We start from the raw sequence: 15,411 nt of genomic DNA on the forward strand, positions 1-15,411 counted from the left end.
GTGGATCCTGACTTCGCGGAGGACGGCATGGCACCCAGCGTCGCGATCATCGGAGCGGGCTTCGGCGGCCTGTGCATGGCGATCCGGCTGCGGCGTGCCGGGATCGGCTCCTTCACGGTCTTCGAGAAGGCCGCCGACCTCGGCGGCACGTGGCGGGACAACAGTTACCCGGGCGCGGGCTGCGACATCCCCTCGCACCTGTATTCGTACTCGTTCGAGAAGTACGCGAGCTGGACCCGCCGCTACCCAGCCCAACCCGAAATCCTGGCCTACCTAGAGCATTGCGCTGATAAATACGACGTCAGGCGAAAAATCCGCTTCGGTGCGGAAGTGCGGCGAGCGGCCTTCGACGGCCGCCGCTGGCAGGTCACCAGCATCCACGACGGCGGCGAGCGCACCGAGGCGTTCGACGTGGTCGTCATGAGCGTGGGCCAGCTCAACCGCCCCCACCTGCCCGAGATCCCCGGCATGTCCGACTTCGAGGGCGTCTCCTTCCACTCGGCCCGCTGGAACCACGACCACGACCTCACCGGCCGCCGCGTCGCCGTGATCGGCAGCGGCTCGTCGGCGGCCCAGCTCGTCCCGGCCGCCGCCGAGCGGGCCGCGCACCTCGACGTCTTCCAGCGCACGCCCAACTGGGTGATCCCCAAGCCCGACGCCACCTTCGGCCCGCTCGCCCGGCTGGCCTTCCACTACGTCCCCGGCCTCCAGCGGGCCTACCGCGAGTGGATCTACCGGTACGCCGAGGCGACGCTCTACCCGGCCCTGGCCGAGGGCTGGAGCGCCGGCCTGCTGAAGAAGCGCGCCCTGGACCATCTGCGCGCCCAGGTCCCCGACCCCGTCCTGCGGGCGAAGCTGACGCCCGGCTATCCGCCCGGCTGCAAGCGCGTCGTCATCGACAGCGCCTTCTACCCGGCACTGACCAGGCCGGACGTCGACGTCGTCACCGATCCGATCGTCCGGATCGGGCCGAAGGGCGTGGAGACCGCCGAGGGGCTGCGCGAGGCCGACACGATCGTGTACGCCACCGGCTTCCTGAGCACCGAGTTCCTGGCCCCGATGGAGGTCACCGGGCTCGGCGGGCGGTCGCTGGCCGAGCAGTGGCGCGACGGCGCGCACGCCTACCTCGGCATCTCGGTGCCCGGCTTCCCCAGCCTGTTCCTGCTCTACGGCCCGAACACGAACCTCGGGCACAACTCGATCATCTACATGATCGAGTGCCAGGTGCGGCACGTCATGGCCTGCCTGGCGCGGGTGGCCGAGGAGGGGCCGATCGAGGTGCGTCCCGAGGCGATGGCCGCCTGGGCCAGGCAGCTCGACGCGGCGATGGCCCGCATGGTGTGGGGCGAGGGGTGCCGGAGCTGGTACAAGACGGCCGAGGGGCGGGTCACCAACAACTGGCCCGGCCCGACGACGCTCTACCGGCGGCTCACCGCCCGGCCGCCGCGCGCGGCGTACCGGACGGTCGAGGAGGTCCCGTCTTCGGTGCCGTGAACAAGATATGGGCGAAAAATCGGACTTGAGGCGCATTGGAGCAGGTCGGGGGCGCGCGGTAACGTCCTTCGCATGACGCTTCCCCTGCATCGGCGTGCCGTCGTGGCCGACACCCACAATGATCTGCTCATGGCGGTCGCCGCCCGGCCGCCCCAGCAGTGGGCCTCCTTCTTCCGCCGGCAGTGGCTGCCGCAGCTCGTCGAGGGCGGGGTCGACCTGCAGATCCTGCCGGTCTTCATCGACGACCAGTACCGGCCCGAGGGCGCGCTGCGGCAGACGCTGCGCATGATCGAGTGCGCCCACGTGATCGCGGAGGGCAACCCCGACACCGTACGGCTCTGCCTCGACGCCTCGGCGATCGACGCGGCACTGGAGGAGGGCAAGATCGCCCTGGTGCTCGCGCTGGAGAGCATGCCGGGGCTCGACGAGAGCGTCGAGCTGATCTCGACCGTCCACCGGCTGGGCGTGCGGGTGGCCTCGATCGCGCACTTCGGGCGTACGCCGCTGGCCGACGGCAGCGCCGAGGACGCCACCGGCAGCGGCCTGACCAGCCGCGGCGTGGCCGCCCTGAGCGAGATGGAGCGCCTCGGCATGGTGTTCGACGTCTCGCACCTGGGCGCGTCGGGCGTGGCCCACGTGCTGGAGCTGGCGACCAAGCCCGTCATGGCCACTCACTCCGCGGCCCGCGCGCTGCGCGACCACCACCGCAACCTCACCGACGACCAGCTCCGCGGGGTCGCCGCCACGGGCGGCGTGGTCTGCGTGAACTTCTTCGCCCCCTTCCTGGCCGAGCGCAGGGAGGAAATGACGCTCGACCGCCTGCTCGACCACATCGAGCACGTCGCGCAGGTGGCCGGGATCGACCACGTCGGCCTCGGCCCCGACTTCATCCGCGAGGTCATGGACGACCTGACGCCCCCGTGCTGCGAGGGCCTGGAGCCCGACGACCTCGACTCCAAGGCGTCGATCCCCGGTCTGGAGGGGCCCACCGGGCTGCCCATGGTGACCGAGGGGCTGCTCGCCCGCGGCCTGCCGGAGAAGGACGTCGCCAAGATCATCGGTGGGAACGTCCACCGGTTCCTCGGAGAGCGGCTGGCATGATCGAGGATCTGGAGGAGCTGGTCCTGTGCGAGTCGTTCTCGCGTGACCTCGCGGCCGTGGCCCGCAGCGCCGAGGTCGTGGCCGCGATGGGGGCCCGTCACCTGGGGGCCCGGCCGGAGTTCCTGGTGATCGACGGCGTCACCCATCTGCGCTGGTCGTTCGGCACGCCAAGGGTGCTGCTGCTCGGCCACCACGACACCGTCTGGCCGATCGGCACGCTGGCGACCCATCCCTGGTCGGTCGTCGACGGGGTGGCCCGCGGGCCGGGCGTGTTCGACATGAAGGCGGGACTGGTGCAGACGTTCCACGCGCTCGCCGGGCTCGGCTCGCTCGACGGCGTCACGCTGCTGATCACCGGTGACGAGGAGCTCGGCTCGATCACGTCCGCGCCGCTGATCGCGGACACCGCGCGGGGGCTGGCCGCCGCGTTCGTCATGGAGGCCAGCGCGGACGGCGGCGCGCTGAAGACGTCCCGCAAGGGCACGTCGATGTACACGCTGCGGGTGCGCGGCAAGGCGGCGCACGCCGGGCTGGAGCCGGAGAAGGGCGCGAACGCGGGCGTCGAGCTGGCGCACCAGATCCTGGCCATCGCCGCACTCGGAGCCGGTGACACGACGGTCACCCCGACCGTGCTGCGCGGCGGGACGACGCTCAACACCGTCCCGGCCGAGGCGACGGTGGGGGTCGACGTGCGGGCGAGCACGGTGGCCGAGCAGCTGCGGGTGGACGCCGCGATGCGCGCGCTGGCCCCCGTGGTGCCCGGCACGCGGCTGGAGGTCGAAGGGGGCCCCAACCGGCCGCCGCTCGAAGCCGCGATGTCGGCCTCGCTCTACGCCCTGGCCCAGGACCTGGCCGCGGGGCTGGACGTGGGCCCGCTGCCCAGCGCGGCGGTGGGCGGCGCCTCCGACGGGAACTTCACCGCCGGGGCCGGCTGCCCGACGCTCGACGGGCTGGGCGCGGTGGGCGGCGGCGCGCACGCCGACCACGAGCACGTGGTGGTGGCCGAGATGCCACGCCGCGCGGTCCTCCTCCGCGCCCTGATCGAGGCCGTGCGCTGAGACAACCAGGCCCGCGGCGGGAGCGGGGGGTGATCGGCGGGGACAGCATTCTGTCACTCCTTCACCAGTGGTATCGATATGGTGACTGCCTGTAGTCATTTGACGTGCGCCGCCGCTCTCGGGGCGCACGTTGACCAGGGAGGTTCCATGAAATCCGTGCTGACCGCCGCTCGCAGGACGGCCGCCCTAGCCCTGTGCGCGTCCGCCGCGCTCGTCGTCCCGTTCGGGGCGAGCCCGGCCGGGGCCGCCGCCGCCGACGAGCCGGGCGTGCTGCTGTTCATCACCGTCACCCCGAGCAACGGCGGCGGCGCGTACTCGATGCGGCTCACCTGCGACCCCGACGGCGGCACCCACCCGCGCCCGCGCACGGCCTGCGCGGAGTTGCACGAGGTCGACGGCGTGGTCAAGGATCTCAACGTCGATCCGGGCGCGTGCCCGCGCAACTACTCCCCCGTCTCCGTGCGCGTCAGGGGCCACTGGTACGGCCGCACGACGACTTACGACAGGAAGTTCGAGAACGACTGCGTCATGGAACGCACGCTCGGGCCGCTGGTGAAGTGATCTCCGGCAGCCTCTGACATGCCCGTCCGCGGTCCGCGGGCGGGCATGTCGCCGTCCGGCGGGCATAGTGGGGGGCATGACGAGCCGGGAGGAGGCCGCCGAGGCGGCGGCCAAGAGTGGTGTGACGATCCGCGAGTTGCACGAGATGGGCGAGTTCGCGCAGGTCTTCCGGCTTTTCGATGACATCTGGCGGCCCGATCCGGGCAACGCGCCGGTCAGCGTCGAGTTGATGGTCGGGTTCGCGCACACCGGCAACTACGTGGCCGGCGCGTACGAGGACGACGTGCTCGTGGGCGCGTCGGTGGGCTTCCGGGCGGCGGACGGCGCGCTGCACTCCCACGTGACGGGCGCCTCGATCGGCAGGGGCATCGGCTACGCGCTCAAGCTGCACCAGCGGGCGTGGTGCCTGGAACGCGGCCTGGACCGCATCAGCTGGACCTTCGACCCGCTCGTCCGCCGCAACGCCCGGTTCAACCTGGTCAAGCTGGGCGCCCGCCCGCAGGCGTACCTGCGGGACTTCTACGGCGTCATGGCCGACGCGATCAACGAGGGCGACTCCTCCGACCGCCTGCTGGCGGTGTGGCCGCTGGACGAGCGGCCGCTGCGGCCACGGCCGGCACCGGCGGAAGGCCGCGCCCGGGTGCTGGCCGAGGACGGCTCCGGCCCGGTCGTGCGCCCGGCGGACTCGGACGTCGTGCTGGTGGGCACGCCGCACGACGTCGAACATTTGCGCGTGCACGACCCGGCGGCGGCCAGGGCCTGGCGGACGGCGATGCGCGAGGTGCTGGGCGGCCTGATGGAGTCCGGCGGGCGGGTGGACGGGCTCACGGACCTCGGGGACTACGTGGTGACCCTGACCGGATAGTTCACCGGCGTGAGCGATCTGCGTAAGGTGACGGTACGGGAAGCCGTAACGAGGAGATCCGCATGACGGACTTCACCCCCACCGTCCCCGCGCGAGTCCTGCCGTCCGTCGCCGTCCGCGACCTGCCCGACCCTCCCCGCTCGACCTGGCGCGTCATCGGCCCGGGGCTGGTCGGGGCGGGGGTGGGGCTGGCGTCGGGCGAGTTCATCCTCTGGCCCTACATCGCCTCCCAGGTGGGGCTGGTGTTCGTCTGGGGGGCCGCGGTCGGCATCGTCACCCAGTGGTTCCTGAACATGGAGATCGAGCGGTACACGCTGGCCACCGGCGAGACCGCGCTGACCGGGTTCAGCCGGATGTGGCGGCACTGGGGGCTGGTCTTCGTCGTGCTGACGCTGGCCTCGAACCTGTGGCCGGGGTGGGTGACGACGTCCGCGACCATGGTGACGTACCTGACCGGGGCCGGGGCGGGCGGGGTGCGGTGGATCGCGATCGGCATGCTCGTCGTCATCGCGCTGGGCCTGACGCTGGCGCCGGTGATCTACACGGCCCTCGAACGGGTGATCTTCGTGAAGATCGCCCTGGTGGCCACGCTGGCCGTGGTCGCGATCCTGTTCGCCGTCAACGCCGACAGCTGGGTCGAGCTGGGCAAGGGGCTCACCGTCGGCGCCCGCTTCCCGGCCGGGGAGCTCGGGATCGCCGTGCTCATGGGCGCCGTCGCCTACGCCGGCGCGGGCGGCGGCCAGAACCTGTGCCAGAGCAACTGGATCCGCGACAAGGGCTTCGGCATGGGTTCGTACGTTCCGCGCCTGGTCAGCCCGGTCACCGGCGAGGAGGAGGCGGCCGCCTCGACCGGCTTCCAGTTCCCGCCGACCGACGACAACCTGGCGCGCTGGCGCCGGTGGTGGCGCTTCGCCAACGCCGAGCAGGGCGCCACGTTCGCGCTGGTGTCGTTCCTGACGATCGGGCTGATGTCGATGCTGGCCTACTCGACCGTCTTCGGCCGGCCGGAGGTGACGGGCAGGAACGACATCGGCTTCCTGAAGGTCGAGGGCGAGGTGCTGCAGGGCACGGTCGGCACGTGGTTCGGGATCCTGTTCTGGCTGATCGGCGCGCTGGCCCTGTTCGCCTCGGCCATGGGCATCGTCGACTACACCTCGCGGCTGGCCTCGGACACGATCAAGACGGTCTACCTGCGCGACCGGCCCGTCTCGGTGAACCGGGTGTACTTCGTCACCGTCTGGGCGATGACGCTGGTCGGCATCGCGATCCTGCTGCTCGGGCTCGACCAGCCGCTGATCCTGCTGGTGTTCTCGGCCTGCTTCGCGGCGGTGATGATGTTCGTGTACTCGATCCTGCTGATCGTGCTGAACCGGCGGGCGCTGCCGGAGGCGATCAAGGTCAGGTCGTACCGGCTGGGGGCGCTGGTCTGGTCGGTGGCGTTCTTCGGGACGCTGACCGTCCTGGTGGTCGTCCAGCAGGTGGGGAAACTGACCGGCTGATCGTCTCGCGGGCGGGCGGTCAGCCGACGGTAGGAGCCCGGTCAGCGGGCGGCGGCACCATCGGCGGCATGACCTACATGACCTGCGTGGCCGGCGGCAATGACGACTTCCAGCTCGTCACGCACCTCACCGTCACCGGCAGCCAGTTCGAGATCGGCCGGGTGCTCACCGAGGAGGCCCGCCGGCTCGGCTGGTCGCCCAGGACCGCCGACCCGGCGGTGATCAGAGCAAGGATGTCCTGGTTCGAACGGAACTGGCCGCAGCACCACGCCCGCATGGGACGGCGCCGCGGCGGCGCTCGGCCTCGACCCCGACCAGGACGAGCTGGCCCTGGACGGCTGGGACTACGTGCCCGCGGACGCCGCCTGCTCGGCCCTGTGGTGCCCGCCGTCCGCGTCCACCGACGGGCACGGCCGGGTGGGCCGCAACTACGACTTCTTCCTGCACACCGCCGGCCGGCTCATGGGCGAGCCGGCCCGCCCCGGCGAGCTGCCCATGGCCGCCCGCCCGTACGTGATCAGCACCGTGCCCGACGACGGGCTCGCCTCGACCGTCATCACCATGAACGGCCTCGACGGCTGCATCGACGGCATCAACGAGGCCGGCCTGGCCGTCATGCTGCTGATCGCCGACGCCGAGACGGCCACCGTGCCGCGGCAGGACGCCCCGCAGGTCGGGCTCGGCAGCCTGCAACTGCCCCGGTTCCTCATGGACACCTGCGAGACCGCGGCCCAGGCCAAGCAGGCGCTGCTGGGGGCCAAGCAGTACGACCTCGGCCTGCCCCTGCACTACCTGGTCGCCGACGCCCACGGCCAGGCGTTCGTGTGGGAGCGCGGCACGGACGGCACCGAGCACGCCGTCGAGTTCGGCGACGGCCCGCTGTGCGTCACCAACCACCTGCTGCACCGCCATCCCGACCCGACGGCCCTGCCCGCCGACACCCCGGCGAGCCTGGGCACCTACGGCCGGCTGCGCACCCTGTACGAGCGCAGCAAGGGCGCCACCATGTCCGCCGGAGACCTGCGGGACAGCCTGCGCGCGGTGCGGCCGGCGGAGGATGCCGCCGAGCCGATCCGCACGCTGTGGACCACGATCTTCGACACCGCCGACCGCACCCTCGCCACCCGCTTCTACCTCGGCGACGGCCGCGACTACAGCGAGGAGCTGGTGTTCCCCGCCTCGGCCAGGTAACCCTCGCGCACCTTCGAGCGCGACAACTTGCCCGTGGGGGTGCGCGGGAGCCGGTCGCGGTACTCGACGACCTTCGGGTGCTTGAACCGGGCGAGCCGGGGCCCGCAGTGTTCGAGCAGCTCGGCGGTGAGCGCGGGGCCCGGCTCGACGCCCTCGGCGGGCTGGACGAGCGCGACCACGTTGTGGCCCCACTCCTCGTCGGGCACGCCGATGACCGCGACGTCGGCCACCGCGGGGTGCTCCAGCAGCGCGGCCTCGATCTCGGCGGGGTAGATGTTCACCCCGCCGGAGACGATCAGGTCGGTGCGCCGGTCGCACAGGAACAGGAACCCGTCGTCGTCGAGGTAGCCGATGTCGCCGGGGGCGTACCATTCGCCCAGCATGCTGGCGGCGGTCTTGGCCGGGTCCTTGCGGTACTCGAAGGAGCCCGTCGAGGACTTGACGTAGATCATGCCGGGCTCGCCGGGCGGCAGCTCCTCGCCCTTCTCGTCGCAGATCTTGGCCTCGAACGTCGGCGCCGGGCGGCCCACCGTGCCGGGCCTGGCCAGCCAGTCGTGCGGCTTGACGGAGAAAGCGATCGCGGACTCGGTGGAGCCGTAGTACTCGTACAGCACCGGGCCCCACCAGTCCATGATCGCCTGCTTGACGGCGACCGGGCAGGCCGCGGCCGTGTGGATGACCTGGCGCAGGCTCGACACGTCGTACTTGGCCCTGACGTCCTCGGGGAGCTGCAGCATGCGGTGGAACATGGTCGGCACCATCATGGCGTTGGAGACGTGGTGGCGCTGGATCAGCTCCAGGATGTCGACCGGGTCGAACCTGGGCGTGATCACCACCGTGTGCCCGAGGTGCAGCGCGAACTGGGTGTGCGCGCAGGGCGCCGAGTGGTACATCGGCGAGGTCACCAGGTGCACGGCGTCGCCCGGCGTGAGGTCGACGACCTCGCCGAGGAACCAGGTGTACAGCGGCACGACGGCCTCCGGCTCGGCGTCGGGCAGCGGGCGCTGCACGCCCTTGGGGAAGCCGGTGGTGCCGGAGGTGTACCACATGACCGCCCCGGCCGTACGCCCGTCGGGGGCGTCCGCGGGCTGCCCCTCGGCCAGCCCGGACGTGCCGATCTCCGCGCCCGGCACGGCGTGCGCGGCGTCGGTGACGACGACCTTGGCGTCGCAGTCGGCCAGGATGTAGGACACCTCGGACTCGGTGAGGTGCCAGTTGACCGGCACGTAGTAGAGCCCGATCTGGCCGGTCGCCATGAGCATGACGACGGCGTCGAGGCCGTTGGTCAGCACGCCGGCGACCACGTCGCCCTTGCCGAGGCCGCGGGCCCGCAGGCCGTGGGAGACCTGGTTGACCCGGGCGAGCAGCTCGCCGTACGTGGTGCGCGTGCCGTCGGTGTCGATCACGGCCAGGCGGCCGGGGTCGGCGGCGGCGATGGCGTAGAAGCCGGGAAGGCCGCTGATGTCCATCTACAGCTCCAGGAGTTCCGCGAGACGGGCCCGGTGGATGCGGGGCGGGCCGAGCAGCACCTCGTCGGCCTTGGCCCGCTTGTAGAACAGGTGCGCGTCGTGCTCCCAGGTGAAACCTATGCCGCCGTGCAGGAGCAGGTGGTCGCGGGCGACCTCGAAGCAGGCGCGGCCCACGTACGCCTGGGCCAGGGCGGCGGCGCCGGGCAGCTCGGCGGGCGACTCGTCGGCGGCCCAGGCGGCGTACCTGACGATCGACTCGGCCTGTTCGAGCTTGCCGTGCATGTCGGCGAGCTTGTGCTTGACGCCCTGGTAGGAGCCGATGTAGCGGCCGAAGGCGACGCGGATCTTGGCGTAGGCGACGATGGCGTCCAGTGCGGCGCGCAGCACGCCGAGCTGCTCGGCGGCGAGCGCGACGCACAGCCGGTCGCCGATGCCGCTGCCGGCGGGCGGGCGGCCGAGCACGCGGGCGGGGGCGCGCTCCAGGGTCACCTGGGCCTGGCCGCGCGTGAGGTCGAGCGTCTCCAGCGGCGTCCGCGTGACGCCGGGGCCGGCCAGCTCGACGGCCACCAGCAGCACGCCGCCGTCGCCGGGCGCGGGGGCGAGCAGCACGTCCGCCTCCATGCCGGACAGCACCCGGGGCAGGACGCCGGTGACGGCCGTGCCGTCGAAGGCGAGGTCGCTCTCGGGCTGGACGAGCGTGGCGGCGACGCGGCCCTCGGCGATGCCGCCCAGCAGCTCCTTGTCGGGCACCTGGGTGAGCGCGAGCGCGGCGAACTGGGTGGCGAGGAAGGGGCCGGGCAGCAGCGCGGCGCCGGTCTCCTCCAGGGCCACCGCGAGGTCGGCGAGCCCGGCCCCGGCGCCGCCGTGCTCCTCCGGAACGACCAGGCCGGACAGGCCGAGCTCGCCGTTGAGCCGGGCGTACACCTGGGGGTCGTAGCCCTCGCGGGCCTTGCGCAGCGGCGAGGCGGCGCGCAGGAAGTCGCGCACGGCCTCGCGGAGCTGCTGCTGTTCCTGGCTCAGTACGAGCTTCACCCCTGCGTCCCCACCTTCAGGTCCTTGAACGGCACGGTCTTGTCCACCCGCGGCTCCGGCGGCAGGCCCAGCACGCGGTCGCCGACGATGTTGCGCATGATCTCGTTGGTGCCGCCGCCCAGCGCCATGCCGGGGGCCAGCGAGATCGACCGGGACAGCGGGTGGTCGCCGACCACGGACTCGGGGCCGACGAGCTGGGTGGCGAGGTCGGCCTGGAACAGGGTCAGCTCGGCCAGCAGCAGCTTGGCGGCGCTGCCGCGGGCGCCGGGGAAGATGCCCGCCCTGGTCTCCTGGGCCAGCCGCTGGTTGAACAGGGCCAGGGCGCGGCTGCGGATGTGCAGCTCGACGAGCTGGTCGCGGACCAGCGGGTCGCTGGTGTCGAGCGTCTCGCGCAGCGCCTCGAAGGTGGCCGGGTTGTCCTTCTGCCCGCCCATGCCGACGCCCGCCGAGATCGACAGCCGCTCGTGCAGCAGGGTGGTGACGGCCACGCTCCAGCCGTCGTTGACCTCGCCGATCCGGTGCTCGTCGGGGATCGTCACGTTGTCGAAGAAGATCTCGTTGAAGTTGGCCCGGCCGGACATGTCCTTGAGCGGCCTGACCGTCACGCCGGGGTGGTGCATGTCGACCACGAACATGGTCAGGCCGCGGTGCTTGGGCACCTCGACGTCGGTGCGGGCCAGCAGCAGCCCCCAGTCGGCGTGGTGGGCGACCGAGGTCCAGACCTTCTGGCCGTTGACGACCCAGGTGTCGCCGTCGCGCACGGCGCGGGTCTGCAGGCTGGCCACGTCGCTGCCGGCGCCCGGTTCGGAGAACAGCTGGCACCAGACCTCCTCGCCGCGCAGCAGCGGCCGGACGAACCGCTCGCGCTGCGCGTCGGTGCCCCGGTCCACCAGCGTCGGGCCGGTCATGCCGAGCCCGATGGAGAAGACGTACGTGGGGAGGGTGTAGTCACGTGCCTCGGCGGCGAAGGCGCGCTCCTCGGCCTGCGTCAGCCCCTGGCCGCCCCACTGCCGCGGCCAGGTGATGCCGGAGTAGCCGGCGTCGTAGAGCCTGGCCATGAACTCCTTGGCGCGGGCGAGGGCGTCGGCCCCTGACTGATCGTCGGCCGGGACGTTGTCGCGCAGCCACTCCGCGGCGGCACGCCGATACTCTGCAAGGTCCACATCGACTCCTTGGCATCAGTGTTCACTTACTCTAGTCAGGTCGCGGCGGCACGCATAGAGCAATGCTCTGGAGGGCCTTTCGGTGGCATTTGTCGCCGAAACTCCGCTAATTAGGACCACCCCCGCCTTCTGTGATCGTCTGGTCATCGGAGGGGTGCGTGCGCATGTTCAGACGCTGGTCCGTGCAACGGCGGCTGACGCTGGCCGCCCTGCTGTGCGCACTGGCGGGTTACGGCGTCACCGCGCTCCTCGTCACGCCGATCGTGCACACGATGGCCACCGGCTTCCTCACCGAGCAGACCGCCGGCGCCGCGCGCCGCATCGCCTTCGTCGTCGAGCGGGACGCCCCCGGCCGCCTGCGGCCCGTGGCCGTCACCGAGGGCACCGACCTCATCCAGGTCGTCGACGCCGACGGCCGGATCCGGCAGGCCAGCCCGCGCCTGAGCGGGCAGCCGCCGCTCAGCACCAGCACCGCCACCGGCACCGACGCCCGCCTCGACACCACGACCTGCACCAACCGGCTGCGCGGCGTCCACTGCCTGATCACCGTCGGCTTCCGGGCGCACGTCGGCGGCAAGCCCTGGATGATCTACGCCTACACCCCCGAGCTCCCCTGGTACATCAGCCCCTGGTACCTGCCGGTCACCGGGCTCAGCGTGCTGCTGCTGGCCGCCGTCACGGCCTGCGTGGCCTGGCTGACCGCGCGCAACGCGCTGACCCCGGTCTCGGCGATCAGGGACGAACTGGCCGAGATCACCGCCACCGACCTCGGCCGCCGGGTGCCCAGGGGACGGCACCGCGACGAGCTCGACGACCTCGCCCGTACCGTGAACGAGACCCTCGACCGGCTCGAACGCGCGGTGGAGCAGCAGCGCAGGTTCGCCTCCGACGCCTCCCACGACCTGCGCAGCCCGATCGCGGCGATGCGCACGCAGGTCGAGGAGGCGATGCTCGCCCCCGAGGAGACCGACTGGCCCCGCACCGGCCGGCGCGTGATCGAGGGCCTGGACCGCCTGCAGAACATCGTCGGCGACCTGCTGACCCTGACCCGGCTGGAGGCCGGCGGGCCCGGCCGCCGCGAGCCGGTGGACCTGGCCAGGCTGGTGCGCGAGGAGCTGCTGCGCCGTCCGGAGCGCAAGCCGGTGGAGACGCGGCTGCGCTCCGGCGTGGTCGTCGAGGGCGACGCGCTGCGACTGTCCCGCCTGCTGGCGAACCTGCTCGACAACGCCGAGCGGCACGCCGATACCATGATCACTGTGACTGTGGGTGAACAGGAGGGGCAGGCGGTGCTGCAAGTGCTCGACGACGGCGCCGGCATCGCCCCCGACCAGCGCGAAGTCGTCTTCCGGCGGTTCACCCGCCTGGCCGACTCGCGCCGCCGCGACGCCGGCGGCACCGGGCTCGGCCTGGCCATCGCCCGCGAGATCGCCGAGGCCCACGAGGGCACGCTCACCATCGAGCCCTCCGAACGCGGCGCCCGGTTTGTCCTACAAATACCGTTGATCAGTAGTTAGAGTTACTCGCTGTGACACCCAGTTTCAGCCGATTAAGGCGCGAAGACCTCCTCAAGACGGCCTGCGAAGTGATCGCCGAGCAGGGGTTCGGTCGCACCCGGACCCTCGACATCGCCCGCGCGGCGGGCGTCAGCCAGGCGTTGCTCTTCTACCACTTCGACACCAAGGACCGGCTGTTCGCGCAGGCGTTCGGCTACGCGGCCAGGCTGCAACTGGACGCGCTGTCCGACATCGAGGAGTCCCCCGCCGGCCCGCTGGAACGACTGCGCGCCCTGCTGCGGCGCTGTTCCCCGGCGATCCCCTCCGACGAGTGGCGGTTGTGGATCGACGCCTGGGCCGAGGCGATGCGCAGCCCGGAACTGGAGGAGATCTCCCGCAGGATCGACGCGCGCAGCCGTTCGCTGCTGCGGTCGATCATCGAGGACGGCGTGCGCTCGGGCGCGTTCGCCTGCGGCGATCCGGAGGAGGCGGCCTGGCGGATCTTCGCGCTCATCGACGGGCTGGCGGTCCAGACGCACGTGCATCCCCATGTGCTCTCGCGTCGCCGGGCCGCCGTCCTGCTGCGTACGGCGGTCGCCGGCGAACTGGGGCTGCCCGTCGAGAACCTGTGACCCGGACCCCTCTTCCGCGCCTATTGGATCCTTCGTACAATTACAAGGGCGAGGAGAGGAGCACCCGCGATGACATCCGCACCGAGCTCTGCCGCCGCCAGGGAGAACGACGAGAGGGTCGCCGGCCGCACCGCCTACGAGGCGGTCGTCGAACGCCTGTCGAAGGCGTCGGTCGACAGACACTGGGAGCCCTACCGCGACATCCCGTGGGACGACCCGGAGTTCCGCGTCGACCAGGCCGACCCTCGCTGGGAGCTGCCCGAGGTCGACAAGCTGGGCGGCCACCCCTGGTACCGCAGCCGTCCCCCCGAGGTCCGCGCCAGGATCGGCCTGTGGCGGGTCGCCACCGCCATGAAGATCGGCCTGCAGTTCGAGAACCTGCTCAAGCGCGGCCTGCTCAACTACGCCTACCGCCTGCCGAACGGCTCCCCCGAGTTCCGGTACGTCTACCACGAGACCATCGAAGAGGGACATCACGGGATGATGTTCCAGGAGTTCGTGAACCGCACAAAGCTCCCCATACGCGGCATGCCGCGGCCGCTGTCCCTGGTCGCCCAGATCGCGCCCTGGATCCCGCTGATCTCCACCGAGCTGTTCTTCGTCTTCGTCCTGGGTGGCGAGGACCCGATCGACCACGTGCAGCGTAAGGTTCTGAAGGACGGCCGGGCCCACCATCCGCTGGAAGAGACGATCATGCGCATCCACATCGCGGAGGAGGCCAGGCACATCTCCTTCGCCCGCCACTACCTCCGCAACCGGGTGCCGCGCATGCCCCGCCACCGGCGCATGTTGCTGAGCGTGATCTCGCCGGTCGTGCTCGGCGTGATGGCCCGCATCATGCTCGCGCCGCCCGGCCCGCTGATCAGGCACTTCCGCGTCCCGCCGCACGTCGTGGCGGAGATCTACCGCGACAACCCGGCCGCCCGGCGGGAGATCCGCGACTCGGTGAGCCGCACGCGCGAGCTGTGCGCCGAGATCGGGCTCGTCAACGTCGTCAGCAGGAAGGTCTGGCAGGCCATGGGGATATGGGCGGAGCCGCGCCGGTGAAGGTCGCGGTGGTGACCGGGGGCGCCTCCGGGATCGGCCGCGCGGTGGCGCGGGAGCTGCGGCGCAGGGGCGTGACGGTGGTGATCGCCGACGTCGACGAGCAGGCGGGCAAGCAGGTCGCCGCCGACTTCGGGCTGGAGTTCGCCCGGCTCGACGTCACCGACGCCGAGGCCGTGGCCGCGCTGCTCACGCGGGTGAAGGCCGAACGCGGGCGGCTCGACTTCCTGTTCAACAACGCCGGCATCGCGGTCGGCGGCCGCACCCGCGAGCTGACGCTCGACCACTGGAACCGCACGCTCGACGTGAACCTGCGCGGCGTCGTCCACGGCGTGCACGCGGCCTATCCGATCATGGTGGACCAGGGCTTCGGGCACATCGTCAACACCGCCTCGCTGGCCGGGCTGGTGCCCGCGCCGCTGATGCTGCCGTACACCACGAGCAAGCACGCCGTGGTCGGGCTCTCGCTGGGGCTGCGGGCCGAGGCGGCCGCGTACGGGGTGCGGGTGAGCGTGGTCTGCCCGGGGTTCGTCGACACGCCGCTGCTCGACCACGCCAACCCCGGGCTGCCGCAGAACGACGTCGCCGCCCATGCCAGGAGCGCGGCGGTGCGGGCGCAGGGGCGGCTCTATCCCGTCGACGCGCTGGCCGCGGACATCCTGCGCGGGGTGGCCAGGAACAAGGCGCTGATCGTGGCGCCCGCCTCGGGGCGGATCGCCTGGCGCGCCGCCCGGCTGTGGCCGTCGGCGGCGGTGCGGGTGGCGGGCCTCGCGGTCCGGCGGCTCACCCGGCGCTGAGCCCCGGCCGCC

At 72.0% G+C, this 15,411-nt stretch carries 14 protein-coding genes and 1 pseudogene; 11 read left to right on the forward strand and 4 right to left on the reverse strand.

The annotated features are described in order from the left end of the window. The first annotated feature begins 27 nt into the window (after nt 1–27). From AB0J71_RS16400 to AB0J71_RS16425, 6 genes are all read left to right on the forward strand, one after another. Entirely contained in the window at nt 28–1,494 is a 1,467-nt protein-coding gene (locus AB0J71_RS16400) for an NAD(P)/FAD-dependent oxidoreductase (protein WP_364414739.1), read from the forward strand. A gap of 72 nt (nt 1,495–1,566) precedes the next feature. Continuing rightward, nucleotides 1,567–2,595 (forward strand): membrane dipeptidase, encoded by a 1,029-nt coding sequence (locus AB0J71_RS16405; RefSeq protein WP_352321495.1) that lies wholly within the window; start codon nt 1,567–1,569, stop codon nt 2,593–2,595. Next, nucleotides 2,592–3,653, forward strand: a complete 1,062-nt coding sequence (locus AB0J71_RS16410; protein ID WP_352321497.1) for a M20 family metallopeptidase — start codon at nt 2,592–2,594, stop codon at nt 3,651–3,653. The genes AB0J71_RS16405 and AB0J71_RS16410 overlap by 4 nt, the downstream gene beginning before the upstream one ends. A gap of 147 nt (nt 3,654–3,800) precedes the next feature. Next, nucleotides 3,801–4,214: an SSI family serine proteinase inhibitor gene (locus tag AB0J71_RS16415; RefSeq protein ID WP_352321499.1), complete on the forward strand. Its 414-nt coding sequence runs from the start codon at nt 3,801–3,803 to the stop codon at nt 4,212–4,214. Nucleotides 4,215–4,290: 76 nt separating this feature from the next. Further along, nucleotides 4,291–5,079, forward strand: a complete 789-nt coding sequence (locus AB0J71_RS16420; protein WP_352321500.1) for a GNAT family N-acetyltransferase — start codon at nt 4,291–4,293, stop codon at nt 5,077–5,079. Between the two features lie 62 nt (nt 5,080–5,141). Next, on the forward strand, nt 5,142–6,578 hold the full coding sequence (locus AB0J71_RS16425; RefSeq protein ID WP_352321501.1) for an Nramp family divalent metal transporter: 1,437 nt from the start codon (nt 5,142–5,144) through the stop codon (nt 6,576–6,578). Between the two features lie 73 nt (nt 6,579–6,651). On the opposite strand, the gene AB0J71_RS16430 is transcribed toward AB0J71_RS16425, so the two are convergent. After that, on the reverse strand, nt 6,652–6,855 hold the full coding sequence (locus tag AB0J71_RS16430; protein ID WP_364414741.1) for a hypothetical protein: 204 nt from the start codon (nt 6,853–6,855) through the stop codon (nt 6,652–6,654). A gap of 17 nt (nt 6,856–6,872) precedes the next feature. Between AB0J71_RS16430 and AB0J71_RS16435 the strand changes: the two are divergent. Next, nucleotides 6,873–7,769, forward strand: a pseudogene (locus tag AB0J71_RS16435) (C45 family autoproteolytic acyltransferase/hydolase); the annotation flags it as partial. Here the strand turns inward: AB0J71_RS16435 and AB0J71_RS16440 are convergent. From AB0J71_RS16440 to AB0J71_RS16450, 3 genes are read right to left on the reverse strand one after another with little or no spacing between them, the layout of a single operon-like run. Further along, entirely contained in the window at nt 7,730–9,238 is a 1,509-nt protein-coding gene (locus AB0J71_RS16440; RefSeq protein WP_352321505.1) for an AMP-binding protein, read from the reverse strand. The pseudogene AB0J71_RS16435 and the gene AB0J71_RS16440 sit on opposite strands and share 40 nt — an antisense overlap. After that, complete coding sequence (locus AB0J71_RS16445; protein WP_352321507.1) at nt 9,239–10,270, reverse strand: acyl-CoA dehydrogenase family protein; 1,032 nt, start codon at nt 10,268–10,270, stop codon at nt 9,239–9,241. It abuts the gene before it with no gap. After that, the gene (locus tag AB0J71_RS16450) at nt 10,267–11,433 is read right to left on the reverse strand and encodes an acyl-CoA dehydrogenase family protein (protein ID WP_352321509.1); all 1,167 of its coding nucleotides are present in this window, start codon (nt 11,431–11,433) and stop codon (nt 10,267–10,269) included. Before AB0J71_RS16450 ends, AB0J71_RS16445 begins: the two co-directional genes overlap by 4 nt. A 164-nt stretch (nt 11,434–11,597) precedes the next feature. On the opposite strand from AB0J71_RS16450, the gene AB0J71_RS16455 reads away from it, so the two are divergent. The 4 genes from AB0J71_RS16455 (at nt 11,598) to AB0J71_RS16470 (ending at nt 15,399) form a co-directional block, all read left to right on the forward strand. Further along, nucleotides 11,598–12,947 (forward strand): HAMP domain-containing sensor histidine kinase, encoded by a 1,350-nt coding sequence (locus AB0J71_RS16455; RefSeq protein WP_364414743.1) that lies wholly within the window; start codon nt 11,598–11,600, stop codon nt 12,945–12,947. 11 nt (nt 12,948–12,958) lie between these two features. Then, complete coding sequence (locus AB0J71_RS16460) at nt 12,959–13,558, forward strand: TetR family transcriptional regulator C-terminal domain-containing protein (protein ID WP_364414745.1); 600 nt, start codon at nt 12,959–12,961, stop codon at nt 13,556–13,558. 69 nt (nt 13,559–13,627) lie between these two features. Next, on the forward strand, nt 13,628–14,605 hold the full coding sequence (locus tag AB0J71_RS16465) for a diiron oxygenase (RefSeq protein WP_352321515.1): 978 nt from the start codon (nt 13,628–13,630) through the stop codon (nt 14,603–14,605). Then, a complete protein-coding gene (locus AB0J71_RS16470) occupies nt 14,602–15,399 on the forward strand; it encodes an SDR family oxidoreductase (RefSeq protein WP_364414747.1) in 798 nt (265 codons plus the stop codon). Before AB0J71_RS16465 ends, AB0J71_RS16470 begins: the two co-directional genes overlap by 4 nt. Nucleotides 15,400–15,411: the final 12 nt, after the last annotated feature.

It is taken from the genome of Nonomuraea sp. NPDC049637, assembly GCF_040675235.1.
Lineage (GTDB): Bacteria > Actinomycetota > Actinomycetes > Streptosporangiales > Streptosporangiaceae > Nonomuraea.